Origin of the sequence: Streptomyces sp. NPDC091281, assembly GCF_044757425.1 — a bacterium.
Lineage (GTDB): Bacteria > Actinomycetota > Actinomycetes > Streptomycetales > Streptomycetaceae > Streptomyces.
On the sequence record NZ_JBIVUY010000015.1, the window covers coordinates 38,804 to 64,026 of the forward strand.

16 protein-coding genes and 1 pseudogene are annotated in these 25,223 nt (G+C 68.5%); 8 read left to right on the forward strand and 9 right to left on the reverse strand.

Annotated elements, in window-relative coordinates; all coding sequences use genetic code 11:
- Positions 1-270: 270 nt before the first annotated feature.
- Together ACIQPQ_RS32115 and ACIQPQ_RS32120 are read left to right on the forward strand one after the other, a co-directional pair.
- Positions 271-939 (forward strand): SigE family RNA polymerase sigma factor, encoded by a 669-nt coding sequence (locus ACIQPQ_RS32115; protein ID WP_383780514.1) that lies wholly within the window; start codon positions 271-273, stop codon positions 937-939.
- Positions 936-2,279, forward strand: coding sequence for a hypothetical protein (locus ACIQPQ_RS32120; protein WP_401310945.1), 1,344 nt, complete (start codon positions 936-938; stop codon positions 2,277-2,279). The genes ACIQPQ_RS32115 and ACIQPQ_RS32120 overlap by 4 nt, the downstream gene beginning before the upstream one ends.
- Here the strand turns inward: ACIQPQ_RS32120 and ACIQPQ_RS32125 are convergent.
- The gene (locus ACIQPQ_RS32125; protein ID WP_401310948.1) at positions 2,249-3,133 is read right to left on the reverse strand and encodes an SURF1 family protein; all 885 of its coding nucleotides are present in this window, start codon (positions 3,131-3,133) and stop codon (positions 2,249-2,251) included. The genes ACIQPQ_RS32120 and ACIQPQ_RS32125 overlap by 31 nt on opposite strands.
- A 228-nt stretch (positions 3,134-3,361) precedes the next feature.
- Between ACIQPQ_RS32125 and ACIQPQ_RS32130 the strand changes: the two genes are divergently transcribed.
- Positions 3,362-5,197 (forward strand): prolyl oligopeptidase family serine peptidase, encoded by a 1,836-nt coding sequence (locus ACIQPQ_RS32130; RefSeq protein WP_401310950.1) that lies wholly within the window; start codon positions 3,362-3,364, stop codon positions 5,195-5,197.
- Positions 5,198-5,399: 202 nt separating this feature from the next.
- On the opposite strand, the gene ACIQPQ_RS32135 is transcribed toward ACIQPQ_RS32130, so the two are convergent.
- Positions 5,400-7,457 carry an NAD-binding protein gene (locus ACIQPQ_RS32135; protein WP_401310953.1) on the reverse strand — a complete coding sequence of 686 codons (2,058 nt, stop codon included), beginning with the start codon at positions 7,455-7,457 and terminating at the stop codon, positions 5,400-5,402.
- A gap of 167 nt (positions 7,458-7,624) precedes the next feature.
- On the opposite strand from ACIQPQ_RS32135, the gene ACIQPQ_RS32140 reads away from it, so the two are divergent.
- Both ACIQPQ_RS32140 and ACIQPQ_RS32145 read left to right on the forward strand, forming a co-directional pair.
- On the forward strand, positions 7,625-8,713 hold the full coding sequence (locus ACIQPQ_RS32140; RefSeq protein ID WP_401310956.1) for a permease: 1,089 nt from the start codon (positions 7,625-7,627) through the stop codon (positions 8,711-8,713).
- Positions 8,710-9,489 (forward strand): TIGR03943 family putative permease subunit, encoded by a 780-nt coding sequence (locus tag ACIQPQ_RS32145; protein ID WP_401310959.1) that lies wholly within the window; start codon positions 8,710-8,712, stop codon positions 9,487-9,489. Before ACIQPQ_RS32140 ends, ACIQPQ_RS32145 begins: the two co-directional genes overlap by 4 nt.
- Before the next feature lie 56 nt (positions 9,490-9,545).
- Here ACIQPQ_RS32145 and tyrS read toward each other — a convergent pair whose 3' ends face one another.
- The 7 genes and pseudogenes from tyrS to ACIQPQ_RS32180 form a co-directional block, all read right to left on the reverse strand.
- Positions 9,546-10,961: a tyrosine--tRNA ligase gene (tyrS, locus tag ACIQPQ_RS32150; protein WP_401310962.1), complete on the reverse strand. Its 1,416-nt coding sequence runs from the start codon at positions 10,959-10,961 to the stop codon at positions 9,546-9,548.
- Between the two features lie 444 nt (positions 10,962-11,405).
- On the reverse strand, positions 11,406-13,802 hold the full coding sequence (locus tag ACIQPQ_RS32155) for a hypothetical protein (RefSeq protein WP_401310965.1): 2,397 nt from the start codon (positions 13,800-13,802) through the stop codon (positions 11,406-11,408).
- Between the two features lie 453 nt (positions 13,803-14,255).
- Positions 14,256-14,594: a hypothetical protein gene (locus tag ACIQPQ_RS32160; protein ID WP_401310968.1), complete on the reverse strand. Its 339-nt coding sequence runs from the start codon at positions 14,592-14,594 to the stop codon at positions 14,256-14,258.
- A 127-nt stretch (positions 14,595-14,721) separates the two neighbouring features.
- Positions 14,722-17,130: a UvrD-helicase domain-containing protein gene (locus ACIQPQ_RS32165; protein ID WP_401310971.1), complete on the reverse strand. Its 2,409-nt coding sequence runs from the start codon at positions 17,128-17,130 to the stop codon at positions 14,722-14,724.
- A 239-nt stretch (positions 17,131-17,369) separates the two neighbouring features.
- Positions 17,370-17,585 (reverse strand): annotated as a pseudogene (locus ACIQPQ_RS32170) (transposase); the annotation flags it as partial.
- 107 nt (positions 17,586-17,692) lie between these two features.
- Complete coding sequence (locus ACIQPQ_RS32175; RefSeq protein WP_401310973.1) at positions 17,693-19,486, reverse strand: DNA/RNA helicase domain-containing protein; 1,794 nt, start codon at positions 19,484-19,486, stop codon at positions 17,693-17,695.
- Positions 19,487-20,995: 1,509 nt separating this feature from the next.
- Positions 20,996-21,397 carry a hypothetical protein gene (locus tag ACIQPQ_RS32180; protein WP_401310976.1) on the reverse strand — a complete coding sequence of 134 codons (402 nt, stop codon included), beginning with the start codon at positions 21,395-21,397 and terminating at the stop codon, positions 20,996-20,998.
- Between the two features lie 182 nt (positions 21,398-21,579).
- On the opposite strand from ACIQPQ_RS32180, the gene ACIQPQ_RS32185 reads away from it, so the two are divergent.
- The 3 genes from ACIQPQ_RS32185 to ACIQPQ_RS32195 all read left to right on the forward strand — a co-directional run bounded on the left by ACIQPQ_RS32185 (position 21,580) and on the right by ACIQPQ_RS32195 (position 24,880).
- Positions 21,580-21,978 (forward strand): hypothetical protein, encoded by a 399-nt coding sequence (locus tag ACIQPQ_RS32185; protein ID WP_401310979.1) that lies wholly within the window; start codon positions 21,580-21,582, stop codon positions 21,976-21,978.
- 933 nt (positions 21,979-22,911) lie between these two features.
- Positions 22,912-23,988, forward strand: coding sequence for a ParB N-terminal domain-containing protein (locus tag ACIQPQ_RS32190; protein WP_401310982.1), 1,077 nt, complete (start codon positions 22,912-22,914; stop codon positions 23,986-23,988).
- Position 23,989: 1 nt separating this feature from the next.
- Entirely contained in the window at positions 23,990-24,880 is an 891-nt protein-coding gene (locus ACIQPQ_RS32195; RefSeq protein WP_401310984.1) for a restriction endonuclease, read from the forward strand.
- Positions 24,881-25,223: the final 343 nt, after the last annotated feature.

Sequence of the window (25,223 nt, forward strand, 5' to 3'; positions counted from 1 at the left end):
GTCACTCTCCGAGGTCCGCAGGGGTGCGGTCCCGGCGTGGGGACGCCGTGATCGGGGCGTGGGGACGCCCGTGCGTACGGGATGCTCCCGTCTGATGGGAAATAGGGGAAGAGCGGTGCACATGAGGGCATGTGAGACGCCGTCGGTGCCGCTGCCGGCCGGAGCGCCGCAGGCGTCCGGCACACCGGCGCGGCCGGGTGTTTCGCCGACCGCCGCAAAACCGGCGGCCGGCCCGTACAACCCCGGCGGGGGGACGCGTGTCCAACTGGCGTGGCAGAGGTACTCGACTTCCCGGCGACCCGCGGCACGGCCCTCCGGCCGCCCCGCGCCGCCCTCCGACCCCGCGTGCCCGGTGCGCCCGGCGGCATGCCGGTGATCGCGCCGATGCCCGCAGCGCGTCCCACCCGCATCCCCGGCCAGCGTGACACCGACGAGACGGTGGCCGCCGGTACCACGGTCGACCACCTCACCGAGACCTACCGCGCGCACTACCGCTCGCTCCTCGGTCTCGCCGCGCTCCTCCTCGACGACACCGCCTCCTGCGAGGACGTCGTCCAGGAGGCCTTCATCCGCGTCCACTCCGCCCGCAAGCGGGTCCGCGACCCCGAGAAGACCCTCGCCTACCTCCGCCAGACCGTCGTCAACCTCTCCCGCTCCGCCCTGCGCCGCCGCATCCTCGGCCTGAAGCTCCTCTCCAAGCCGATGCCGGACATGGCCAGCGCGGAGGAGGGCGCCTACGACCTGCTGGAGCGCGACTCCCTCATCAAGGCGATGAAGGGCCTCCAGCGCCGCCAGCGCGAGGTCCTCGTCCTGCGCTACTTCGCCGACATGACCGAGGCCCAGGTCGCCCAGACCCTCGGCATATCCCTCGGCTCCGTCAAGGCCTACGGCTCCCGCGGCATAGCCGCCCTGCGCGTCGCCATGGAGGCCCCGGCATGACGGGCCCCACGGACGGAGACGAACGTACGGCGGGCGAGACGCCGGTCGTCGAGCCGGAGGCCGGGGCCGGGGCGATGGTGGAGCCCGAGTCCGGGTCCGAGTCCTCGTCCGGGCCGGTGTCCGAGCCCGAGGCCGGGTTCGAGACCCTGACTGCGTCCGAGTCCGCCCCCGAACCCCGTAGCGACCCCGGACCCGGTGGCGACCCCGCGCCGGAGTCCGATCCCGCGCCGGAGTCCCGCCACGAGCACCACCCGAAGCCCTCGCACGCTGGGAACGCAACCGTGAACCACCACCTCGACGGACAGGGCCCCGAAGGGCTCGACTCGGGCGAGCTGGCCCTGCGCCGCATGCTGCACCACGCGGTCCAGGAGATGGAGCCCCGCGACGGGACGCTCGACCACCTGCGCCGGGCCGTTCCCGCCCGCCGGGCCCGCAAACGGCAGGCCGTCGTCGGCATGGCCGCCGCCGCCCTCCTGGTCGGCACCGCCGTACCCGCCCTGCTGCACGTCTCGAACACCGGCGGCTCCGAGGCCAACCCCGCCATGGCGGGCCAGGCCTCCGAGACCCAGGGCGGCGGCGACGGCCTCAAGGACCCCGACGGCACCTCCACCGGCAGGATCGGCTCCCCGCCCGGCGACTCCGGCGGACAGCGCCCCGGCGACCCGGAGCGCACCGGCGAGGACACGGACACGGGCAGCCCGTCCGGCTCCCCCGACGGCACCGGCCCCGCCGCCACCGCCGCCCCCACCGCGTCGGCCTGCACCGCCACCCAGCTCGGCGACTCCAGCGCCACGGTCGCGGTCCCCGACGCGGCAGGCATCGTCTACGGCACCTTCCGCGTCGTCAACGTCTCCGACAGCGGCTGTACCGTCGGCGGCGACGTCTCCGTGACGTCGACGCCCCAGGGCGCCGCCGACGCCGCCAAGATCGGCGTCCGCACCCACGCCTCCGGCGACGCCGCAGCGGGCCTGCCCGACCCGTCCCTCAACGTCGCCCAGCTGACCCTCGCCCCCGGATCGGCCTACGACGTCAGGTTCGCCTGGGTGCCCTCGGAGACCTGCCCCACCACCGGCGGCCCCGGCGACGGCGGCGGCGACAACGGCGGCGGCCCCACGTCCTCCCCGGAGCCCACCCCGAGCGAGCAGCCCGGCGCGGGCGCGGGCGGCACGACCGACGGCGCGTCCGGCACCGCGCCCCAGCTGTTCCCCGCGGACGGCTCGGCCGACGGCAGCGTCCTGGTCACCTACACCGCGCCCGGCGGATCGCCCACGGTCAGCGCCACCGTGGCACAGGCCTGCGCGGGCACCGTCTACCGGACGGGCGTGCTCGCCTCGTCCTGATCCGCGGCACGGGGTCCTGCGGGGGGCGCGTCGGACGCGGCGTGCGCGCCGCCCACCGGCTCTGCTGCCGCCACCGGCGCTGCGACGGGCTCGCCCTCGGGGGAGATGCCCAGCGCGGCGTCGCGCGCGAATTCCACCTCGCGGCGCAGCAGCCGGAACCACATGAACACCACGAACCCGGCGAACACGAACCACTCGCCGGTGTAGCCCAGGTTCTGGAACGCCTTCAGGTCCAGCCCGGTCCCGGTGGGCGTGCTCGCCGGTACGGCGGTCATGCCCCCGTCGGCGCTGCTCAGCGTGACCCAGGCGTCGTACAGCTCGTCGGAGACCAGGTTGACCAGCGAGGCCGAGCTGATCGCGGCGATCTGCCCGGCGGGGAGACCGCCGCGGGCGCTCACGCCGTTGTCGCCCGGAGTCTCGGAGGCCTGGAGCGCGCCGCTGACGGAGACCTCGCCGGACGGCGGGGCCGGGGCCTTCGCGGCGTCCGCGGTGCCGGGCAGCCAGCCGCGCACGACGGGCAGGGTCCGGCCGCCGTCGGTGCGCAGCAGCGTCAGGACGTAGAAGCCCTCCCGGTCGTCGAGCCGCCGGTCGGGGACGAGAAGCTGCTCACCGTACTGTCCGCGCGCCGTGACCCGGCGACCGGAGGTCTCCTTGTCCACGGGGAGCAGCTCGGCGAGCGGACGGGCCGGTTCCGTACGGGCCGAGGTGGCCTGCGCCTCCGCCCGGCGCTGGTCGTCCACGCGCGCCTCGAACCGGCTCAGCTGCCATGACCCCATGAACACGCAGAAGGGGATGGCCAGCAGCACGAAGACGTTGATTCCCCACCAACGGGGCGTCAGCAGAAACCGGTACACGGACACCACCGTACGGGGCGCTCGCGGACCGTCGGCCCGCGGGGGTGCGCGAAGCCGGGGCGGGAGAGCACGGCGGAGGTGGGGGAGCGGCACGCCTGTGGACAACGGCGTCCGACCGCGGTGGTCGGAGGGGGAGAAAGCGCGTTCCGCGGTGCCGGTCTCTCGTAGATATCCACAGGCTGAGAACCTTGACGCTCCTTTGCCGCCGGGGACGGGCAGTATGGGGCCATGACTGAGAGCAACGGGTCCGCCGCACCACAGCGGTTCGAGGAGATGCCGGACTGGGAGAGGCGCTTCAGGGCGCCCCGGGTGTCGCTGCCCGACTGGGCGGAGGACGCACCGGACCGCTCCCTGTTCGTGTCCAACGCGACGGGGACCTATGAGCTGTACGCGTGGGACCGGGCCACCGGCGCCCGGCGCCAGGTGACCGACCGGGCGAACGGCACGACCGACGGCGTGCTCTCCCCCGACGGCGCCTGGATCTGGTGGTTCGACGACAAGGACGGCGACGAGTTCGGCGTCTGGCGCCGCCAGCCCTTCGAGGGCGGCCCCGACGAACCGGCCACCCCCGGCCTGGAGCCGTCGTACCCGGCGGGCCTCGCCCTCGGCCGCGACGGCCGCACCGCGGTGGTCGGCCGCTCCACGGACGAGGACGGCACCACCCTCCACGTGACGCGGACCGGCGAACCGCCCTTCGAGCTGTACCGCCACCGCGAGTCGGCGGGCGTCGGCGACCTCTCCCACGACGGCACCCTGATCGCCGTCGAGCACACCGAGCACGGCGACGCCATGCACTCCGCGCTGCGCGTCCTGCGCCCCGACGGCACCACCGTCGCCGAACTGGACGACACCCGCGGCGGCACCGAGGAACTCGGCCTGGAGGTCCTCGGCTTCGCCCCCGTCGACGGCGACACCCGCCTGCTCATCGGCCACCAGCGCCGGGGCCGCTGGGAGCCCCTGGTGTGGGACGTCGCCACCGGCGAGCAGACCGACCTGCGCCTGGACCTGCCGGGCGACGTGGGCGCCGAGTGGTACCCGGACGGTTCCGGCCTGCTCGTCTCGCACGGCTTCGAGGCCCGCAGCGAACTCTTCCGGTACGACCTGTCGAGCGGAGAACTGGTCCGGGTGCCGACCCCGCCGGGCACGGTCTCCGGCGCGACGGCCCGCCCCGACGGCACCGTGGAGTACCTCTGGTCCTCCGCGGCCCGCCCGCCCGCCGTGCGCTCCACCACCGGCGAGGTCGTCCTCGACCCGCCCGGCATGAAGTCGCCCGGCTCGGTCCCGGTGGAGGACGTGTGGGTGGAGGGCCCCGGCGGCCGCATCCACGCCCTGGTCCAGCGCCCCGCGGGCGCGACCGGCCCGCTGCCGACGGTCTTCGACATCCACGGCGGCCCCACCTGGCACGACAGCGACTCCTTCGCCGCGGCCCCGGCGGCCTGGGTCGACCACGGCTTCGCCGTCGTCCGCGTCAACTACCGCGGCTCCACGGGCTACGGCCGCGCCTGGACCGACGCCCTCAAGCACCGGGTCGGCCTGATCGAGCTGGAGGACATCGAGGCCGTCCGCGCCTGGGCCGTCACCTCGGGCCTCGCCGACCCCGCCCGCCTCGTCCTCACCGGCGGCTCCTGGGGCGGCTACCTCACCCTCCTCGGCCTCGGCGTCCAGCCCGACCTGTGGGCGGTGGGCATCGCGGCGGTGCCCGTCGCGGACTACGTCACGGCGTACCACGACGAGATGGAAGCCCTCAAGGCGATGGACCGCACCCTCCTCGGCGGCACCCCCGAGGAGGTCCCCGACCGCTTCGCCGCGTCCTCCCCCCTGACCTACGTCGACCAGGTCAAGGCCCCCGTCTACATCTCGGCCGGCGTCAACGACCCCCGCTGCCCCATCCGCCAGATCGACAACTACGTCCGCCGCCTGGAGGCCCGCGAAGCCGTCCACGAGGTCTACCGCTACGACGCGGGCCACGGTTCCCTAGTGGTAGACGAACGCATCAAGCAGGTCCGCCTGGAACTGGAGTTCGCGGAGCGCTATCTGGGGGCGGGAGTGGGGGAGACGGGGTGAGGTGGTGAGGGGGACTCCGTAGGGGAGCGGGGCGGGCACCGGGGGTGGGGCGATGGCCCCCGCACCCGGCGGCCGCCGACGGCGGAGGCGTCGCAGGGGGCCACCCGCACCCGAAGACGCATGCCGCACGGGCGGTGCGGGTGGGAGACGAAGGGTGCCGAAGGCGAAGCCGAGGCCGTAAACGCACCCCCTCCCTCCCCCCCTAGGCCACCCGCCCCCTCCGCCCCAGCAACTCCGCCATCCCCCGCCGGGTGGCGGCCAGCACCACCCGATCCTCATCCCGCAGCACATACGTATCAGGCAGATCCCACACCAGCCCGGCCCCAGGCACCTCACCCCCCGCCCCACCGGCAGAGCCCCCCGCCCCACCGGCGGAGCCACTCGCCGAGCCACGCGTGTCCAACGCCAGCACCCGCCACCGCCCCGCCTGGAACGCCTCTCCCACAGTCCGCCCCGCCAACTGCCGGCATCCCCCCACTTCCAGCGCGGCGAACAGCAGCACGCGCCGCTCGACCGGAATCGCCCCCAGGATCTGCCGCCCCATCATCGCCCCGGCGAACGACGGCGCCGCGAGGTGCGTGACGCTCCGGCTCCGCGTCAGGGCCTGCGGATGCGCGGCCCGCAGGGTGCGGTAGACGGCGGTCGCGAAGTCGTCGTCGTAGAGCCGCAGCACGACCCGCAGATCGTGCCGTAAGGTCCGCGCGTACAGCGCCGCTTCGAGATTGGTGGTGTCAGAACTCGTCACGGCGAGCAGCGCGTGCGCGCGATGGATCTTCGCCGCCTCCAGCACCCCCTCCTGGGTGACGTCCCCGAGTACGACGGGCACGCGCAGCCGCCGCGCCACGGAGATCCCGCGCGCCTCGGGCCCCGCCTCGACACACACCACGGGGATGTCCAGTTCCCGCAGCCGGATCAGCACACGGGTGCCGATCTTCCCGAGCCCGAGCAGCACCACATGCCCGCCGAGCCCGCGCGGCGGCCGCCGCAGCGAGGCGGTGCCCCGGAAGGTCCCGAGCCCTTCCAGCACGGCCGCCAGCATCACCGGCAGCAGCAGCAACCCGACCAGCCCGGAGAGGAGTTGGAGCACCTGCCGCTCGGTGCTGGAGCCGAGCGCGGGCTCGTTGATGGAGAAGAGGTCCAGCAGGGTCAGATAGAACGCCCCGAGCGGATGGATGCCGGTCACCACCCACAGCGTCACCGCCAGCGCGACGACACACCCGACCAGCCCGGCGAGCGACCACCGCAGCCGCCGCGAGAACAGCGTCCCGAACGGCGCCACGAGCCCGGCCCCCCACCGCCCGGACCGCCGTTCCGCCCGGCCGTCGGTCCCCGCCGTACCCGCGCCCCTGGCCCCCGCCCCGGCCGCGTACGTCACCTGCTCCAGCACGAGACTGCCCCGCCCGCTCGCCGCGTCCACGGCCGCCGCGTCCGGCAGCAGCAGCGGCCCGTGCGCCCCGCTGTTCTCCGAACCGTCCGCGAAGGCGGGGTCGTTGACGGCCGCCGACAGCAACGCGAGCGTCGCGAGCCCACCCGAAGCCCCACCCGCCCCGCTCGCCCCACCCGCCCCGGACGAGCCACTGCCCGCCCCGGAGGGACCGGCGCCCGCCCCGGAGGGCCCCCTCGCGGGCCGCTCGACCGCCCGCAGCATCAGCCCGTCCGTCTGCACCACCTTCGAGGTGCCCACGACAGCGGTCGCGGCGAGCGCGGGCGCGGCGGTGTCGGCGTCGGACAGCACGGTGGTGGAGACGTCACCCAGGACCCCCGCACCGTCCTCGCCCCCCGCCAACAGCGCCGCCTGGTCGAGGAGTTCCTCGATGTGCTGGCCCAACCGCCGGTTGTAGAGCCGCAGGACGAGCCGCAGCCGGGGATTGAGCCGGCGGGCGGTGAGGGCGGCCCGTATGTTCGTCTCGTCGTCGTCGTAGACGAGCGCCAGCGCGGCGGCCCGCTCGACGCCCGCCTCGGCGAGCACCGCCTCCGTCGCCTCGGCGGCCTCCAACACCCGCGCGCCGAAGGCCGGTTCACCTTCCCCGCCACCGCTGCCACCCGCGCTGCCCGCGCCGGGCCCCCCGGCCGCGCGGTTCACGGCGGCGCTCACCATCCGGTCGAGCAGCGCCGCCGACACCGCGCGGGCCCGCCCCACCACGGGCGGCCGTACGCTGCGTTCGGAGGGCGGGACGACGAGGGTGACCTGCTCCCCGTACACGCCCCGCAGTTCGGCGGTGAGCCGGTGCGCGAGCCCGTCGTCACCGCAGACGACCATGTGTCCGCCGGCATCGCCCGGCGCGGGACCCTGATTCGGAACGACAGCCACGAGGGAGAAGACTGCCCCACCGGGACCACCGGTTCCAGACGGCCCGGCGACCGGCTGAACGCACGACGGTTTCCGGCCGTACGAAACAAGTAGGGAACCACGGGGCGGGAGAACACATGACCAAGCCGACGACGGCCACCACCCCCCACCCCGGACCGCCCCCATCCACGCCCGCGGACACGCACCCGCACCCGGCCCCAGGCGCGCACCCTTCCCCGGCTCCCCCCACCCCGGCCCCTTCCACCCCGACCCCCCGCCCCCGCCTGACCTCCCCCCTCACCCTCACCCTTCTCCTCCTCCTCATGGTCCTGGCGCAGTCCCCGCTGCGCCGCGCGCTCTCCACCCCCGTGATGCAGAGCTGGACGACGGTCTTCGTGGCGGTGATGATCCAGGCGCTGCCCTTCCTGGTCCTCGGCGTGCTGCTGTCGGCGGCGATCGCGGTCTACGTCCCGCCGTCCTTCTTCGCCCGCGCCCTGCCCCGCAGTCCCGCGCTCGCGGTGCCGGTGGCGGGGATGGCGGGCGCGGTACTGCCCGGCTGCGAGTGCGCGTCGGTGCCGGTGGCGGGTGCCCTGGTCCGCCGGGGCGTGCCCCCGGCCGCCGCCCTGGCGTTCCTGCTCTCGGCGCCCGCGATCAACCCGATCGTGCTGACGGCGACGGCGGTGGCGTTCCCCCGCGATCCCGAGATGGTGCTGGCCCGGTTCGTGGCGAGCCTGCTGGTGGCGTGCGCGATGGGCTGGCTGTGGCACCGCGTCGGCCGTACGGACTGGCTGCGCCCGCCCACGCACGCCCACCGCGCGGGCCAGACGCGGGGCCAGGCGTTCTGGGACGCGACGCGGCACGACGTGCTGCACGCGGGCGGCTTCCTCGTGGTGGGCGCGATGGCGGCGGCGACGCTGAAGGCGGTCGCCCCCGAGCACTGGCTGCGGGCGGCGACCGACCACCCGGCGGTGGCGGTCCTGACGCTGGCGCTGCTCGCGGTGGTGCTGTCGATCTGCTCGGAGGCGGACGCGTTCGTGGCGGCCTCGCTCACCCAGTTCTCGCTGACGGCACGGCTGGCGTTCCTGGTGGTCGGCCCGATGATCGACCTGAAACTGTTCGCGATGCAGGCGGGCACGTTCGGCCGCTCCTTCGCCGTACGGTTCGCGCCCGCGACGTTCGTCCTGGCGGTCGCCGGGGCGGTCCTGACCGGGGCGGTGCTGCTGTGAACCGCCAGGCGCAGGCGGCGGTCCTGTTCCTGCTCGGCGCGAGCCTCCTGCACGCCGCCACGACCGACCTCTACCTGCGCTACGTCAAGGAGGGCCTGCGCCCCCTGGTCCTGGCCGCGGGCGCGGCCCTGATCCTGACGGCGCTGGCGACGACCTGGTACGAGTGGCGCGCGAGACGAGCCCCGCAGGCCCCGCACCCGTCGGAGGACCCGCGCCCTGCGGAGACGGTGAGTCTCTCGAAGGACGCGCGCCCCGTGACGGACACGCACCCCGAACCCCGCATCTCCTGGCTCCTCCTGCTCCCCCTCCTCGCCCTGATCCTCCTGGCCCCGCCCGCGCTGGGCTCGTACAGCGCGACCCGCACCGGTACGGCCCTCCAGGAACCCCTCGCCTACCCGAGGCTGCCCGCGACCGACCCGCTCCCCCTCAGCGTGGTCGACTACGCGGGCCGCGCGGTGTACGACGACGGCCGCACCCTCACCGGCCGCACCGTCCGCCTGACGGGCTTCGTCGCCCTGGAGCACGACGGCACGCCGTACCTGGTCCGGATGGCCCTCAACTGCTGCGCGGCGGACGCCCAGCCGGTCAAGGTCGGCCTGACCGGCGAGGTCCCGCCGGTCCTCCAGCCGGACACCTGGCTGGAGATCACCGGCACGTACACCCCGCGCCGCGCGCACGACCCGGTGAACGACGGCCCGATCCCGTTCATCGAGGTGACGAGAGCCCGCCCGGTCCCGCCCCCGAGAGACCCGTACGACGAAAGCTGGAACACATAGGAACGGGCCGCGCCCCGAAGAGACACGACCCGCACCCCACGTACTCCGACCGCTCGCTACAGCCCGTCGACGCGCGCGACCTTCCGCCCGGCCTTGAGGTACACGCTGTCCGCCTTGGCGACGAGCCCGGCCCCGGCGAGGGCGTCGAGCACGGCCGCGACGAGCGGACGCTGCACGTCGGCCTCGGCGAGGTTGGCGGTCTGCTGCCCCTCGTCGGTCTCCAGGACCACGCGCAGCCCGTTCTGCTTGGCGAGGCGGCGGGCGGCGGAGGTGCTGGGGGTGAACTCCAGGACCTGCGTCAGCACGGTGCCGACGGACTCGTCGGCGTGCTCGGCGCCGATGACGGGCAGCGAGTCGACGTCGGCGAAGGTGCGCTTGGAGAACTGGGCGGTGAAGTGGTGCCGGGCGGCGGCGGCGGCCTCGGTGCCGTGCAGGGCGGCGACGGCCTCACCGGCGACGAGCTTCTTGAGGTCCATCGGGTGCAGCGACTTGTCCTCGACGCGCGCGGTCGCGGCCTCCACCTCGGCGTCGGTCCACTCGGTCCACGCCTTGAGGTACTGCACGGTGAGCCGGTCCGGGATCGACATGATCTTGCCGTAGATGTCGTCGGGGGACGCGGTGAGGGGGATGTAGTTCCCCTTGCTCTTGCTCATCTTGGCGCCGGTGCCGTCGGTGCCCTCGATGAGCGGCATGCTGATGACGAGCTGCGGCTTCTGCCCGGAGATCTCCATGACCTTGCGGCCCATCTGCATGTTCAGCAGCTGGTCGACGCCGCCCAGCTCGATGTCGGCGTCGATCTTCACGGAGTCGAGGGCCATGACGACGGCGTAGATGAACTCCGACATGGCCAGCCCGTGGCCCTCGGCGAGCCGGGTACGGAAGTCCTCGCGCTGGAGGGACATCGACACGGGGATCTGGGAGAGCACACCGATCAGCTCGGGCAGCCGGATCTCCGACAGCCACTCGCTGTTGCGCCGGAACTCCGCCTTGTCGAAGTCGAAGAAGGGCCGCACCTGGTCCTGGTACGTGGAGAAGTTCTGCGCGATGTCGTCGTCGGTGAGCGGCGGCCGCTCGTCCGAACGCCCCGACGGGTCACCGATCTTGGCGGTGATGTCGCCGATGATGAGGACGACCTGATGCCCCATCCGCTGGAACCGGCTCAGGATGATCATCGGAACCGTGTGCCCGAGGTGGACGTCGGCGGCGGTCGGATCGATCCCGAGCTTCACCCGCAGCGGCCGCCCCTCCCCCCGCGCCCCGTCGATCGCCGAGGCCAGCGCCTCGGTCGACGGCAGCACCCCGACCGTCCGCCCGGCGATCAGCCGAGCCTGCTCCTCCGCGGACAGGTCGGACAGATCGAGCTGCCGCCGAGCACTCGTCTCGGCCAGCACCTCCTCCACCACCTTGTCGGAGGAGAGATCCCGTCCAAGGAGCTCAAGGGTGCGCGCTACGGACTCGCTGAGGCGTGTCATGGGGTTCCTGTATTGATCGAGGCTCTTCTCATAGAACGAACGGAGTCTACCCGAACCGCCGAGTCCATCGTCTTCTTATTTATCGGTCACCTGCTTCCCTTCCGTGATGATCCGGCCAGGATTGTCGCGCGCTCATTAATTGCCCTTCTCCTGTTCCGGAAAGTGGACATGGGATGAAAGGGGAGGCGCTGAATTCTGCGGCAAAAGTCGTGCTCCCTGCCCCACCGCGCGTATGGGGCAGGGAGCGTGACCTCAGAGGATGGTGTCGGCAGCGAAGCCGTCGCCGACAATTCGTGACACGGTGGAAACGTATGCCGGAATTCCGGCAGGCCTCTCACTCGGCACGCCGTCGCCGGTCGCCCAGTTCCCCGGCTCTCTCAGCACCGGCCCTGACCCGGTGCCTGAAGGGGGTGGCGGGATGAAATTCCTCGGCTGGCGCACCGGTCAGTCGAGGTGGCTCTCCGGGGAGCCCTCGGACTCCGCACCGTCCTCGTCCGGCGCGGGCTTCTCCACGGTCCTGCGCCGCAGGTTCTCCACGTCGGTCAGGATGCCGATCAGCAGGGTGTGCAGATGGTCGAGCTGGTCCACCGGGACGATAGGAGTGTGGTCCCCGACGTCCGGCTCCAGCGCGTGCAGATGGTCGAGTGCGTCCCGGGCGCCTTGCACCCCGAGGCGCAGGCTCCTGCGATGTGCGGCGGCGCGCTGACTGGGCGGAACCTGGACGCCCTCGTCCCGCGGTTCGGGGAACAGGTCCCCGACCGTGGCCGCGCCCTCGGCCCCGACCCCTGCGCCGACGCCTGCGGACAGGAACAGAGGCGTCCCGGAGGCTGCCGCCGCGGACGTCGCACCGGATCCCTCAGCAGGTGTCCCGTCCAGGTCCGGCGCCGTCTCCTCGGTCGGCATGGTCCCCTGGTCCGGCGTGGCCGGAGCCGGAGGTGCCACGACGGTGATCGGCGACGCGAGCCTCGCCACGCGGTCCGGGTCCGAGGCGGCGACGACATCCCACTCGTACAGCGGCGCCGGCACACCGTCGGCATCGACGGCGATACGGTCCTCCGCGGCGAGGTCGACCTTGAAGTAGATGTACGGCGGCTCGTCGGTTTCGGGCGACTCCTTGCCCGTGAGGCTCTGCTTGGGCACGGAGTTCTGCGGCAGGTCGTTGCCGCGGAAGGTGTTGGCGGCCAGCGCGAGCGTCCAGAGGCCGAGTTCGTTCGTCGACCTGGAGAGTCCCTCGATGACCTTGTTCACGTCCGCGCGGAAGGGGACTCCGCCCTTCTCTTTCCTGCCCCCCAGCGACGAGCCGACATTCCTGGTGAGCAGCTTGTCAGCGATCAACGCGGTACCGCCGGCCACGGCGAGGGTGCGACGGGCGTTGTCGTCACCGTTCATCGCCGGTTCGATCAGCGTGGTGAAGTCCTCGGTGGGGACCGGAGTCCAGCCCTGCGTGACATCGGCCGACAGGACACCGCCGTTGTTCCACGCGTTGCGGGCCTGCTTGGTGACCAGCTTCTTCTTCGCGCGCCAGGGCAGGTCGACGATGGGGCCGAGCAGCTCGCCGAAGCCCTTCATGCTCATGCGCTGGCCGCCCTTGATGGCCTTGGCCTGGTCCTTGACCAGTTCGAGGAGGTCCGGCTGGGTCAGGGCGCTGACCAGGTAGACGGCACGCCACAAGGCGGTTCCGGGAGGTGCCGGGTCGCCTCCGAAGACCTTCGGAAGCTCGGTGACGGGGATCCGGCCGACGGCGAGGCCGTACACCGCCTGGAGGTCGGCCGTGTTCCAGCGGGGGTCACCCTGCTGGATGATCCGCTTCAGGGCCCGGGTGATGACCTCGACGTTCTGGGCCGCCGCGTCCCACTGCTTGAACTCCACGTGCACCGAGGCCAGTACGGAGCGGACGGCGTCGTCGAAGATGTCCTCCGGCGACAGCACCCGGCCGTCGTGGCCTTCGATCCCGACGGCGATCTGTGCGGGAACGACGTAGGACTGAGCGATCTGAGCGGCCAGGACCCCAGGCGTCGCGCTCTTCATCTCGTCGTCGAACTGCTGTCGCCGCGACTGGCGCCACTGCGCCCGGCCGGCCGCGAGCCGCTGGCCGAGACCTGGCCCCGCGCCCGCCCCTGCCGCGGAAGTACGCCCGAGCAGTGCGTCCGTGGCCAGGGTGGCCACCTCGGCGGGGTCGGCGTCGTGCCCGGCCAGTACGCTCCAGGCGCTGGCGAGCCGGGTGATCCCGTCACGGACGACGAGAACGTGGAGCGGCTCCGTACCGTCCTCGAAGGTGATCTCGACCGGGTGGGTGATCAGGTTGCGGGTGACGGAGCGCGTGAGGATGGAGGCCGCGTAGCTGTTGAGCGACAGCGTCGCGTGGAGGGTCTGCCAGACGTGATTCCGCAGGTGGACGAGGTTCTCGTAGCGGTACTGCACGATCGCGCTCGGATGCCCGTCGTGGGTGATGCCGTGCACCTGAGGGTCGGCCACCTCCGACACCTCCATGCCGGTGCGGGGCTGGGGGCCGGGGAACAGCTCGCTCAGCAGGACACGCGTGACGGCCGACCGGAGCGTCGCCCCCTCGACATTCTCGACCATCAGGAGACCAGCGTGCTCGTCCGACGTCGGGCGAAGCTGAACTGCCATTGCTTCGGGGCGAGTTGTGGCACGGGCTATGGCGTCCCAGGAGGCGTCCGGCAGTTGCGTGCTCGGGTTGGCCCGGCCCGCCGCGGCCACGGCCGCGATCTGGCTTTCCGTCGAGTCGGTGGGGAGACGGGGCGAAATGTTGGTCACCCGGATCGTGTCCGCGCCCCAGTTGACGTCGATGGAAAGCGGAGCGGGTGTGCCGGTGGTCATGAGTACCGATCTCCAAGGGGTGTGAAGAGCTTGCGGTGGCCGTCACGAAGGGGGCGGTTCCCCTGACGCGCCACCCGGATCGTCAGTTCGGGATATCCGTCGGGACAGGGGCGCCTGCCCAGGGCGACTCCGGCGGCAGACCGCTCGGCCCGCACTTCGCGTTCGGGTAATTCCGCTGCTGATAAGCGGCGTACGCCCTGAGTTTTACGAGGGTTAGAAAAAGCACACTCTTGGCCGCTGGGATGTCGTGCTTCGCCTGTCGGGAGTACCGCTTGGGCAGGGGAGGCAGAGGTGACGTGTTGTCATCAGCCGGGCTGGCGCGGCCTGTTGATGCCACCGTATGGGCAGGCTGTGGCTTGCGCAGAGACTTTCGGCTTTCGCGCCGGAATGACGCAAGAGCTACGTAAGGTGATGTAAGCGCTGCGCAGAAAGCGGATGTTCCGCTTCTGCTCCTCAGCTGAGGTTGTCTTTGGCTTTCGGATAATTATCGAACACCTGTGGCAGCGGATTCATCCCCAGCGTGTCCAGATGTGCGAGCGCGGCGGCGACGGCAGCGACCTCGCCCAGGACGCTCTCACGCTGAATGACCCAGACGAACGCGCTCTCGGACGACGGCAGCGTCCGCGGCAAGGTGGTCAGCCCGATCCTTTCGAACTCTTCACTGATCAGTGTGCACAGCTCGGAGCTGAGCCGAGCCCGCCCCGGCGCGGCATGCTTCTTGATGAAGTGCATGGACAAGCGCTTGATGCCGTGGTCCACCTCGACGGCGTGCTTGATAATTGTGAAGTCCATAACTCAGTACATTACTGAGTTAATAAGCGAGTTGAGGAGGGGCGGGGGCTCATCCTCGGCACGGGCCGCCACCCCGTCGTGACGGCCCAGGTCGGCCGGGCCGTCACGATGAGGAGAACCCGTGCCGTCACGACCCGTGCTGACGGCCTGAGCGGTGGAGGTGCAGGCGGAACCGGTCGCGCAGTCGCGGGAGCGGAGCGTCGGCGCCGAGCCGTCGGAGGAACTCGCCCACCTCCCACGTCACCAGGCCGCCCTGGCGGGAGAGGTAGAGGCCGACGTGGTCGATGCCGTACCGGTCGTCGTAGTCGAGGAGCAGGTAACCGGCGATCTGGTAGATCTCGTCGCGGCCCAGGCGGCGAGGGTCTTTGGTGGCTTTGCAGTCGAGCAGGAGGCCGTCGAGTATGAAGTCGGCGTCGGCCCCTCCGATGTCGTTGCTGCCGGTGAACACCGGGCCGCAGACGCGGGCCTCGCGCGGCAGACCGCGGAGGCGGGAGAAGGGGCCGGTGGCGAGCCGCATCTGCTGGCTGATGTCGTCGAGCACGTACGCGGGGACAGCGTCCGTGAGGTCGGCCAGGTTGGTCGCGGGGGTGGCCCCGGCGAGCATGCTGAACCGGCGGATCTGACCGGTGCGGGCGATGTCCTCGAAGAACCCGGCGACGAAGCACAACCGGGTGAGCGTGTCTTCATCCATGCTTCCCGGGGCGGCGAGGCAGGCGTCGACGGTGGCCAGAAGCTGCTGTCCCGCGGCGTGCAGGGCCTTGCGGCTCTCCGGCCCGGGGGCCCCTCGAAGCGGCTCTGCCCCGTCCAGGGCCCAGACGCCCAGGGTTACGGCGGGCCCGAGCCGTCCGCCGAGCGAGAGCCGCAGCCGGTAGTCGATGGCGTGGCCGAGCGCCGACCAGTTCGGATGCTGTACGTCGATGGGCTGGACGGGCTGTGGAAGGCGAGCGATGCGGCCCAGGTAGTCGCGCACCAGGTTCTCGCTGTGAGGGAGGCTGTGCGCCATGAACTGCGAGATGGGCGAGGTGTCGTACTTCAACTGTCCGGTCAGGCTCAGTTCGATCATCGGTCGCCCGGCCACGGTGCCGTCCCGGCCGGCACCGGCCATGGCGGTCTCGTACGCGTCGATCCAGCCGATCGCATCGATGTCCAACGCGTGACGGGCCCGGGTGACCGCGACGTAGATCAGGCGTGCCTCACCGGAGTTCAGCGAACGCTGTAGGCCGTCGTCGTCGACGGAGGGAGCCACGAAGCCCTTGCCGATCCGGACCGAAGGCCACTCGCGGCCCTTGGCCTTGTGCGCGGTGGAGACGGTGACCTTCGCGTCCTGCTCCGAGGAGAGCCGGTCCACCGCGGCGATGATCTGGTCCGGGCCGTAGGTGTCCACCAGCTGCACGATGGCCTTGAGGTCCTGAGCCGCCTTGTCCTGCTCGGCGTACTCCTGCACCTCGCCCCAGGAACCGAACAGGAACAACTCGGGGTGGCTGGTGCGGTGTCCGGCCTTCAGCTCCATCGCGGCCTGTGCGATGCGCTGAAGCGCGCTGCCGCCGCCGGTCAGCGCCACCGGGACGCCCAACTCCAGGAAAGCCAGTACTTCTTGCATGGCATCGGCGTTGCCGCGGCACAACACCGAGTCCGGGTGGGCCAGCTTGTCGATGCGGGAAGAGCTGGGGCCGTGCCCGGTGAGCTGCATCTCGGACTCGGCGTGCCGGAGCCAGCGGTTGGCGACCGTGGCGATCGCCGGACCGAAGCGGAAGGACTGGGTGAGGTGGAGGTGGTCGGCCGGAAAACCTGTCATCACGTCCCGCGCGCTGCGCCATCCGTAGATCTGCTGGGCCGGGTCACCGACACAGATCCGCTGCGCGTCCTGGGCGAGGAAGACCTCCTCCAGGACGGGATTGGTGTCCTGCGCCTCGTCGAGCAGGACGAAGTCGGCGGGCAGCACCGGTTCGGTCATCGCCCACAGCTTCATGTAGTGGTCGTGCTCGAACCGCAGCCTGCCCGTGTCGGAGCAGATGTCCTGCCAGGCGCGATGCGCGTACGGCAGCAGCGTGCGCGCGAGGAACTCCTGCCCCTGGTGGTCGAGGCCGTTGACCCACTCCATATGGCGGGCCATGACCTGCCGGTCAGTCGTGTAGCAGAACTTCCGGACCATGCCCATCACGAGGCGCGCCTGGTGATTGACCTTGATGCGACGGGAGTTGACGTCCAGGTCGCGGGTGATGCCCAGCAACTGAGCGGTGTACCTGGCGGGGATACGCGCCGAGTTGTCGAGGCGCTCGCGGTAGTGATGCCCCACCGCCTGGAAGGCGAGGGAATGCGCGGTACGGCATTGCACGTTCGCCCCGAAACGTCCCCGCGCGTCGTCGGCGATCGACCGGTTGAAGGCCACGTACAACCCGCGTCTACGCGTCGCGGAGCCCATCAGGATCAGCGTGGACGTCTTGCCGGTCCCGGCCCCGGCGACCAGCGCCAGGTCCCGTCCTGAGGCGAACAGCTCGCGGGCCGCCTGCTGCTCTTGGGTCGGCGCGATGGCCACAGGAGTCCTTTCTGGGAAGAGCGGCTACGTGTACCGCAGCCAGCAAGGCTGCCCTTCTCTGTCACCAACCGTCAATATCGTCCTACGTTCGGTGCCTGGCGCTGTGTCCTGGTTCGGCTTCCGGGGCCGGACTCCTGGATCGGCGTCCAGGGTTGGTCTCCTGGTCGGCATCCGGGACCGGCGACCGCTGCCCCGTCCTGTGGGCGCCGTCTCCCAGGGCAGGCGTTACCCCTGCGTCCATGGTCGTAGCCGCGGTCTGCGAGGAGCGCGTCGGGCCGGCGTCCGGGCCGACCGACGACGCCGGCCACGGCCGGAACCTTGTCCAGCAAGGACAGCAACTGCGTGACGCCGTTACGGTTCCCGCCGGTCAGCGACACTGCGAGCGGGATGCCCTGTGCGTCGGTGAGGCCGTGGTGCTTGCTGCCCGGCCGTGCGCGGTCGAGGGGGCTGGGCCCGCCGGTTGCTCGGTGGTGTCGGGGGAGCAACCTCGGACGGCCCAGGAACGGCCCGACCGATGCTCAGGGCGTTCGGCGCTCCTGCGGCCAACTACTGCTGGCGCGCTTCAGGTTGACAGCTTGGGTACGCCGAGATCGGCGAAAAGCTGCCGCGTTGCCGGGTCAACTGCGTACAGCACGGTGCCCCGGATCGACCGGGTCATCAGTACCCCGTAAGCGTTGCGGATCCGCTGCGTCAGGACATCGTCAGAGCTGATCCGGATGGCCTTGCTTTTCACATGCTGCCGATCCAAGAGCCAGGAGCTTCCGCTCCATGTGAGGTCAAGCCCCATGATCACGCCTCCCCACTCGTACTCGAGCCCCTGAGCCGTGTGTACGCAGCCGATCTGGTTGAAGCCGCCCGGATCTGTCGCCCAGAAATGCCGCTTCGGCACATCGGCGTTCTGGGGCGAGTCCTCCGCGTTCCAAGGCCGTGCCCAGCCCGGTTCTGGGGCTACATCCGGCTGCGTCCCGGTTGTGTCGCTCCACTCCCAGCACATGCCGGCTGTCATGCGGGCGCTGGCACCTGAGTCCAACTTGGACTGCAAGAACTTCTCCATCTGCGGCGCGCTGTCGGTGTAGTACAACTCGAACGGGTCCGAGTCCGTACCGTCGTCGGCTCGCCAGGGCAGAGGGTTGCCTAGAAGCAGATTTTTCACCCAGGTGTCGAAAGTGGAACTGCCGACTGAGCGCAGAGGGCGATCGAAGTCGATCGGCACAACTTCCGCCCGCAACTTCATGATCTCTTCGAGAAGTAGTTCTTCGGACCACACTTCTTCATCGAACAGACGTTGATCGCCGTCGATGAAGAAAACGGGGACCCTTGCCCGTGAGACGATCACTTCCACGGACGATTCGCCAGGCCTCATATAGAACGAACCTTTCATCGGGCGTTCACTGAGCCGATGCGCCTCGTCGCACAACAAGATGTCGATTTCGTCGGGTTTCAGGCTGTCCGCGACCTTGTTCAGCGTCATGAACTTTTTCCCATGACCCTTTGCCCCCCGCCTGAAGTTCTCACGAGAAGCCACACCTCCGGAGACAAAGAGGGCCTCGAATCCGTCCCTGAGCGCGTCGCCAAGCAGGGTGAGAGCAACCAGGGACTTGCCGGTACCCGCCCGTCCTCGGACCACGTAGACCTTCTTGAGGCCGACAGAAGGCTTACGGACCGATTCCATGATGCTGCTCACTGCCTGGAGTTGGTTCTCCACCAGGCTGAAGCGCGTGTAGCCGTTGACGACCGAGCCGATCTCCGAGGTCAGCAGCGTTGTTGACCTTCGGCGCTCAAGCATCGCCTCGGCAGCATCGGCACCGTCCTCCGAGCTGAAGTGTGCCTGGAGGAAATCCCGCAGCTTCGCAGGATGGCGCGCAGTAAAGGTGCGGATGCCGGGACACGGCATGACCTGGCTGATCCACTGCGACTGTGAATCCTTGAGGTTGTGGAGATAAGAGGCACCCACGAGGTGGACATAACGATCGTCGAACATGCTGTGGTGGCGCTTGAGCGCCTCCATGTTGTCCCGGACCTGCACAGCCGGATGCTTCTTGTGAGACGTATAGAACGGCGCGTATACCCGATCTAGTGAGCACAGCTCACACAGCTGTCCGGTGGTGGAGCTTTTGCATGCGGCACACAAGCCCTTCGTGCCGTGGGTGGGATCGGGACGGTCGACGCTTCCCCACTGCTTCAGCTCAATGGCTGCGAAACTCAGCCCTCCACCTGGGTGGTGGCCGGCCAGAACAACATCAATCGGGTTCATCTGGGGGTGCACCCGGTACTCCACGAACACCCAGACTTGCCCAAGGCCCCGATCCTTGAGCGCTGTCGCCACCTCGTAGACGCTCTCACTCCACGAGGTCATGTCTCCTGTGGAGGGGTCTTGTTGAGTCGGATGGGCAGCCTTGTAGAGCTCAGCGATCTTGCCTCTGAGGCGCTCCCGGTCTCGTACCATCTCCTCGGCGGGCCAGTACGCCTCAAGCTCTGCCCACGTGCCCCCGCTACCCATGCATCACTCATCCTCAATGCTGCTCGTCCAGAGCCCAATGTGGCCTGGGACTCGTCAGCGCCTATATCGGTTTGCAATTGGAGCTTGAGTGTCCCGGCAGCACTGAACGACAACAAGCGATCTTCAGCCGAAGGTACAGTCAACGTCTCGGCAGCCGGACACGCGACCGAGCGTAAGCTCATCGACTCGCTTCCGCGCCGCCGAGACTCAACCGCGAAGGTCTGGCGATGCACGCGCCGACTACGTCAACAGCGCCTGCGTCCTCTTGGGCGACGGCGCCACACGACTCGTGGACCGCTTCGAACTCGACTCGCGGGAAGGGCTGTTGAGCGTCCTCGACGCATCCGGGCCCACGGAAGTCATTCAGCGCGTACGTGCCGCCGAGGACGGCGACCCCGAGGGCCGACGCCGACCACGCGGCAAGGCACACGACGACGCCACCGCCGTGCACGGGGTGCTGACGGTCCTAGGCGAAGCGGCCTCGCCCTCCGCGCCTCTCCAGCCCGGCCCTCGGTCGGACCGCGACACGCCCGCTTACCCCCTAGACGCGGCAACACCAAAGGGCTCTCACCGATCCGGTGAGAGCCCTCTGATCTGCTATCTAGCTGTCGGGGTGGCGGGATTTGAACCCACGACCTCTTCGTCCCGAAGCAACTTGGGTGGGCGTTGCACCTGGCTTTAGTGGGCGCCTGAGCTGCTGTGATGGTCCGCACGCGTCCACGCTTGTCCGCCGCTGTTCGCTGGCGTTGTCACGCAGTTAGACACTCACCGCCCCTAAGATCAGGTGAACCAGCCATCTCGACAGCGGGTGTGCGTTAGGCTGCCGCTGTCGTCAGTTGAGGCAAGGGGTATGGAGCATCTGTTCGACTCAGATGGCAGTTCTCGCCCTGGCTGTCTTGGCTCTGATTGTGTTGCGGTTTGTTTGTCTGGCCTTGGAAAGTTCCAGAAACCGTTGGGCACAGAGTGAAGGGAGTTCGCTTATGGGTAGAGGAAGACTGATTGTTGTGGCTGCATTGGATGTGGTCGGGGCAGTCGGGGCAAACTGCGTGGCCGGTCTGCCACCCCTTACCTGAGCTGACGAACTTGAAAACCGTCGTGGCAGCGATGTCACCGTGGGTTCAAATCCCACACCCACCGCCAGGTGAAACGGCCCCTGACCAGGTAAATCGGTCGGGGGCCGTTCTGCTGGGCGGTGCCTGCTCGTCACCGTGGTTCCCCGCCAGTTCCCGAGCGATCGGGCACAACAGGGGCACGGGCACCGTCTGACCCGTAGCTCTGGAGAGATCGGTCATCGGGGGTCATACGAGCTGAGGGGCGGGTCGTGCGGGCTGGTGTCGGTCGCTGGTGGTTGCTGTACAGCAACGGCTACCAATCCCGCCAGTCGTCCGTAATCTCGGTGCGGCTGATGCCTCGCCTCGCTGCCAGAGCAGGGACATCTATGCCGTGCTCCATCAGCGTCTGATCAATGTAGAGGCACAACTCTTCACGCTCCTCAGTCTCGTAGCCGCCACCATCGTGATCCTCGTTGATCTCGTTCAGCACCAGAACGGCACGCTTGATCGTTTTGAAGACCTGCTTGTCGTCCTGGTCCCGGTGCGCCTCTACGTCCGACTCGAACGCGCGCAGCGCCTCATCCGTCGCCGCCAGCAGCGACTCAGGGAAGAGCTTCGACAGAACGGCATCACTCGGGGCTCGCGTCCCGGCCGCGAGTTCTCTTGCCTCTTCGTCCAGGCGCGCACGCCAACGTGTTGATGGTCTGATTGCCATATCCTGGACCGTAAGCCCAGGCTCTGACAGCGCCGTTGCCGCGCACGCTGCATGGCCGTGAACGGGGCTGCATGAGACGGAAGCTGAGACGCGCGGGCTGGCCGGACTGGCTAGGGACCTTGATCGGGCGATGTCAGGTGATTGCCTGACAGGTGAGGGATGGGTCCGGTAAGTATGTGCGTGTGAACGACTCTGCGCTCCTCGAGGATGGCGAGCCCACCCGTTTCGCCAAGGCGAAGAACTGGTGCAAGAAGCACGAGCCGAAGTTCCGCGCCGCTGGTGGCGCAACTCTGGCCATCGGCGGCGTGATCCTGGCCACTGTGATCGCCAATCGCATCGAAGGGCGGGACGCCGAGAGGTACGAGGTCGAGGATTGGGACCCGCTCTCTGCGCCTGAAGAGGCGGAGGGGCAATCTCGTCAGTCCTTCCTCGACCCTGACCGTGACCCCTTCCTGCGGAGGCTTCCCGCTGGCCAAAACGCCAGAGAAGAGGCCAAGGCGAGGCACAGGGAACTGACAGGGAACGAGCTTCCTGACGGTTACACCGTGGTTCGCCGGTGGCTCTACGAGACCGCGGTTTGAGCGGAGGGCACTGCGGCCTTTCATTCCTGTGGAGTGCTGGCGGAGCTGCTGCAGAATTCGCTGGGATTTGAAACGGAAAATCCGTTTTGAGAGATAGGCCGGGTCGTCGGGCCGGTGACCTGGGGCTTCCATGACCGGTGAGCGCCCAGCAACTCGACCGCCAGACGCCCGCGTTGATCGTGGCTGACCGCTGCATCTGGCACGGCAGGGGCACGAACCTCAGCCGACGACAGTCAGCCACGACGGCGGGTGCGCCGATCGACCAGGCGCGCGTATGCCTCACTGCACCCCCACCGGCCTCAGCCACGCTGCTGGCCTGCGCCGCCGACCAGAGCACCCCGCGACGGCCGGCCCCGTGACGACCGAGCACGGGCCATCAGCTTGGGAAGCTAAGGGTGTTTAGGGCTCGTTCTGGGGTTGAGATGCGACGGAGCAGTGTCGGGGCTCTATGGGCGGTCGGCCGGCTCCCCGGTGTTCCCCGTGGTTCCCCGCACGATCTGGCACGGGTCTGGCACAAGGGCGGCGAAGGCTGGTGGGCTGTCTGCGGGGAGCACCGTGCTTCGTCGACGTTTTTGAACATGGACCCCCGGTGACCGATGACCTGCACAGCCACAACTGATCACAGGCGGCCGCGTCCTGCGGCCGCCCCATCGATCAACGCTGCGACCCGCTACCGAGCTGTCGGCACTTGTCGACGTCGGTCACCACCGAGCGCCCTTCCACAGCCCCAGGACGGCCTGGGAGGGCGCTTGTGTGTCGGAGTGCAACGGCTTGGGCAGTCTTCCCTTGTTGACGACTGTAAGACTGAGCACGGCCCTATCTGCTTCCTCGCCTCTCCCAGTAACTGTGTCCCCTGCCAACGTGTTGCGCATATGCTGTAGAATCCGCTCCCTGCGTCGTTTATCGCATGCGCGTGACTAAAGGGGTGTAGTTATGCAAAACGGTGTCGAGCGAATCGTGAAGCTCGATCAACTGTTGCTGGATCCGAACAACTACCGCTTCCAGGATGACCCCACATTCCAGTTCGCGCAGGCGACGCGATTCCATGAAGCAATGGTTCAGCGTAAGACGTTCGAAAGGATCCGTGGCGAGGGGATCAATGATCTCAAAGCCTCGATCAGGCATAACGGATTTCTGACCTTCGAGCGCATCATAGTAAGGCCTTACGGGCGAGGAGATCTCTTCGTTGTAATTGAGGGAAACAGGCGCGTTGCTGCATTGCGCTCCCTGAAAGAGGACCATGAGGCGGGAATCGAGGTGCCGCAGGGGGTTGTGACTGTATTTCAGGAGCTCCCTGTCTCCTGCGTCGAAAGTGATGACTCCGCCCTCCATCTGTCACTCATGGGTATTCGTCACGTGAGTGGGGTGAGGCAGTGGGGCTCCTATCAGAGCTCCAAATTGGTTTCCGAGCTACATGATGAACATGATTTGGAGTTTTCAGAGATCGGCGCGCGTCTTGGTATGTCCACGCGTGAAGTCACTCGCCGTTTTCGCGCTTTCAAAGCCCTCCGCCAAATGGAGGAGGATGAGGAGTTCTCGGAGTACTGCGAGCGGCGAATGTATCCAATGTTCCATGAGGCAGTATCTCAGCCGATGATTCGTCAGTGGCTTCAGTGGGACGAGTCGTCTTCAGAGTTTAAGGATGAAACAAACCTTCGCCACTTCTATGAGTTGATTGCTTCGATTCAAAACGACGAGGGGTTGGAAACCAAAGCGAAGATCACTACTGCTAATGAAGTGCGCGAGCTTAAGACTATTATTGGCTCACCCGAGGCTCGTTTGGTGCTCACCGATCCTAATCGCAGCTTTGCGGAGGCTCTCGCCGTAGCGAAGACTGAGGAGTTGCAGCACGCTTGGACCACTCAGGTAGCTGAGGCAAACAAGGCCTTGGCGGGCATCCCGGCTCTCGAACTGCGGAGGCTTGAGCCGGAACACCTAGCCGTATTGGAGACCCTGAGTCAGACCCTGCAGGACGTCCTCGACACGTACCGTCGCCTGGCTCTCTCATAGCATGGCTAGACCCAGATTCAACGTCCTTGTCGACAGGCTGATTGCCTCAGTCGACATCGATGATCCGCCACAGCATTTAGTAGAGCTGATAACGGCAGCGTACGCGCAACTTTCCGTACCCGAGCTGGATGCGCAGATGTGGGCTGAGGACTCGCTGCGTAGAGTCTCACAGCGGCTTACTGCTCTGCATAATGAGCTAATTCAAGATGGGCGAAGCCTGCGATATGCGTTCAACTCATCGGACGTCCTGTATCTGCAAGGGGCATGCTTCATTGAAAGTGGCATAGATGACGAAGATACGGCTAGCCGTAAACGTCGTCGGAGTGCCACTCATCGTCTGGCTTCAGCTATTGGTCAACTAGAGCCAGCGGAGTTCGAAAAATTGTGCGTTATAGCGCTCGAAGGCCTGGGCGCATATGAAGTGAAACTAACCCCTTACAGAGCCGATCAAGGTATTGATTTTTATGGTCGCCTAAGGGTAGGTGGCGCGCTGGCTGATATCGCAGGATACCCACCAGTTTTCGACAAGTTTTGCGTTTGGGTGATCGGGCAGGCCAAGCACTTCGAAGCAACTCAGGTGGCGACTTTCGATCTTCGAGAGCTTGTAGGTTCGGTTCAACTGGCGCGCAGCGGAGAGTACGGCTCCGTCAATGACAGGTATCCGGACATGAAGATTAGGTCTTGTGATCCAATCTTCAGCCTCTTCATGACGAGCGGAACTATCAGTCGAGAAGCTTGGCTCTTGTGCCGCAACAGTGGAGTGATCGCGATCGACGGTGACTCTTTTTCTCACATACTTTCTGAGACGAGTATCGAGTTGGATGCCCCTGGTCTCCAGGCTGTTGAAAAACTTAGGGCATTCATTGCTGAAAAGCAGCCGGTTGTCAGATGACGCATCAGGTTGGTGGAGCGGCTTTGGGGTGGCGCTGCTTTGGCGCGAGTGATCATGGCCCCGTAAGCTTCCGGCGCGTCGGGCAGTCTGTGGACCTGCCCGGTAAAGCACGACGTTGGAGCCATGATCTGCGAGGCTCGCGCCAAAGTGGCTCCGTAAAGCCGTGGAGCCGACCGCCCCAGCCACGACGTACCCCTTCTCTGACATCAGGCGGCTGATTGCTGTGCGCGCGGCACGGGCGCCGGCCGGGCTGGAGCGGGACGAAGGCAGGAGCGCAGGCCCGGCCGGGGGCCGGGCCGCGTGCGGGGAGCGGAGCGAGCCGCCTTGAACCAGTAGAGAAAGT

Bases quoted from the DNA above. Each gene is read 5' to 3' on its own strand.
- ACIQPQ_RS32190 (WP_401310982.1), top strand. From the start codon at position 22,912: ATGCAAAACGGTGTCGAGCGAATCGTGAAGCTCGATCAACTGTTGCTG.
- ACIQPQ_RS32195 (WP_401310984.1), top strand. From the start codon at position 23,990: ATGGCTAGACCCAGATTCAACGTCCTTGTCGACAGGCTGATTGCCTCA.
- ACIQPQ_RS32130 (WP_401310950.1), top strand. From the start codon at position 3,362: ATGACTGAGAGCAACGGGTCCGCCGCACCACAGCGGTTCGAGGAGATG.
- ACIQPQ_RS32120 (WP_401310945.1), top strand. From the start codon at position 936: ATGACGGGCCCCACGGACGGAGACGAACGTACGGCGGGCGAGACGCCG.
- ACIQPQ_RS32140 (WP_401310956.1), top strand. From the start codon at position 7,625: ATGACCAAGCCGACGACGGCCACCACCCCCCACCCCGGACCGCCCCCA.
- ACIQPQ_RS32160 (WP_401310968.1), bottom strand. From the start codon at position 14,594: ATGGACTTCACAATTATCAAGCACGCCGTCGAGGTGGACCACGGCATC.
- ACIQPQ_RS32180 (WP_401310976.1), bottom strand. From the start codon at position 21,397: ATGGCAATCAGACCATCAACACGTTGGCGTGCGCGCCTGGACGAAGAG.
- ACIQPQ_RS32135 (WP_401310953.1), bottom strand. From the start codon at position 7,457: ATGGTCGTCTGCGGTGACGACGGGCTCGCGCACCGGCTCACCGCCGAA.
- tyrS (WP_401310962.1), bottom strand. From the start codon at position 10,961: ATGACACGCCTCAGCGAGTCCGTAGCGCGCACCCTTGAGCTCCTTGGA.
- ACIQPQ_RS32155 (WP_401310965.1), bottom strand. From the start codon at position 13,802: ATGACCACCGGCACACCCGCTCCGCTTTCCATCGACGTCAACTGGGGC.
- ACIQPQ_RS32175 (WP_401310973.1), bottom strand. From the start codon at position 19,486: ATGACCTCGTGGAGTGAGAGCGTCTACGAGGTGGCGACAGCGCTCAAG.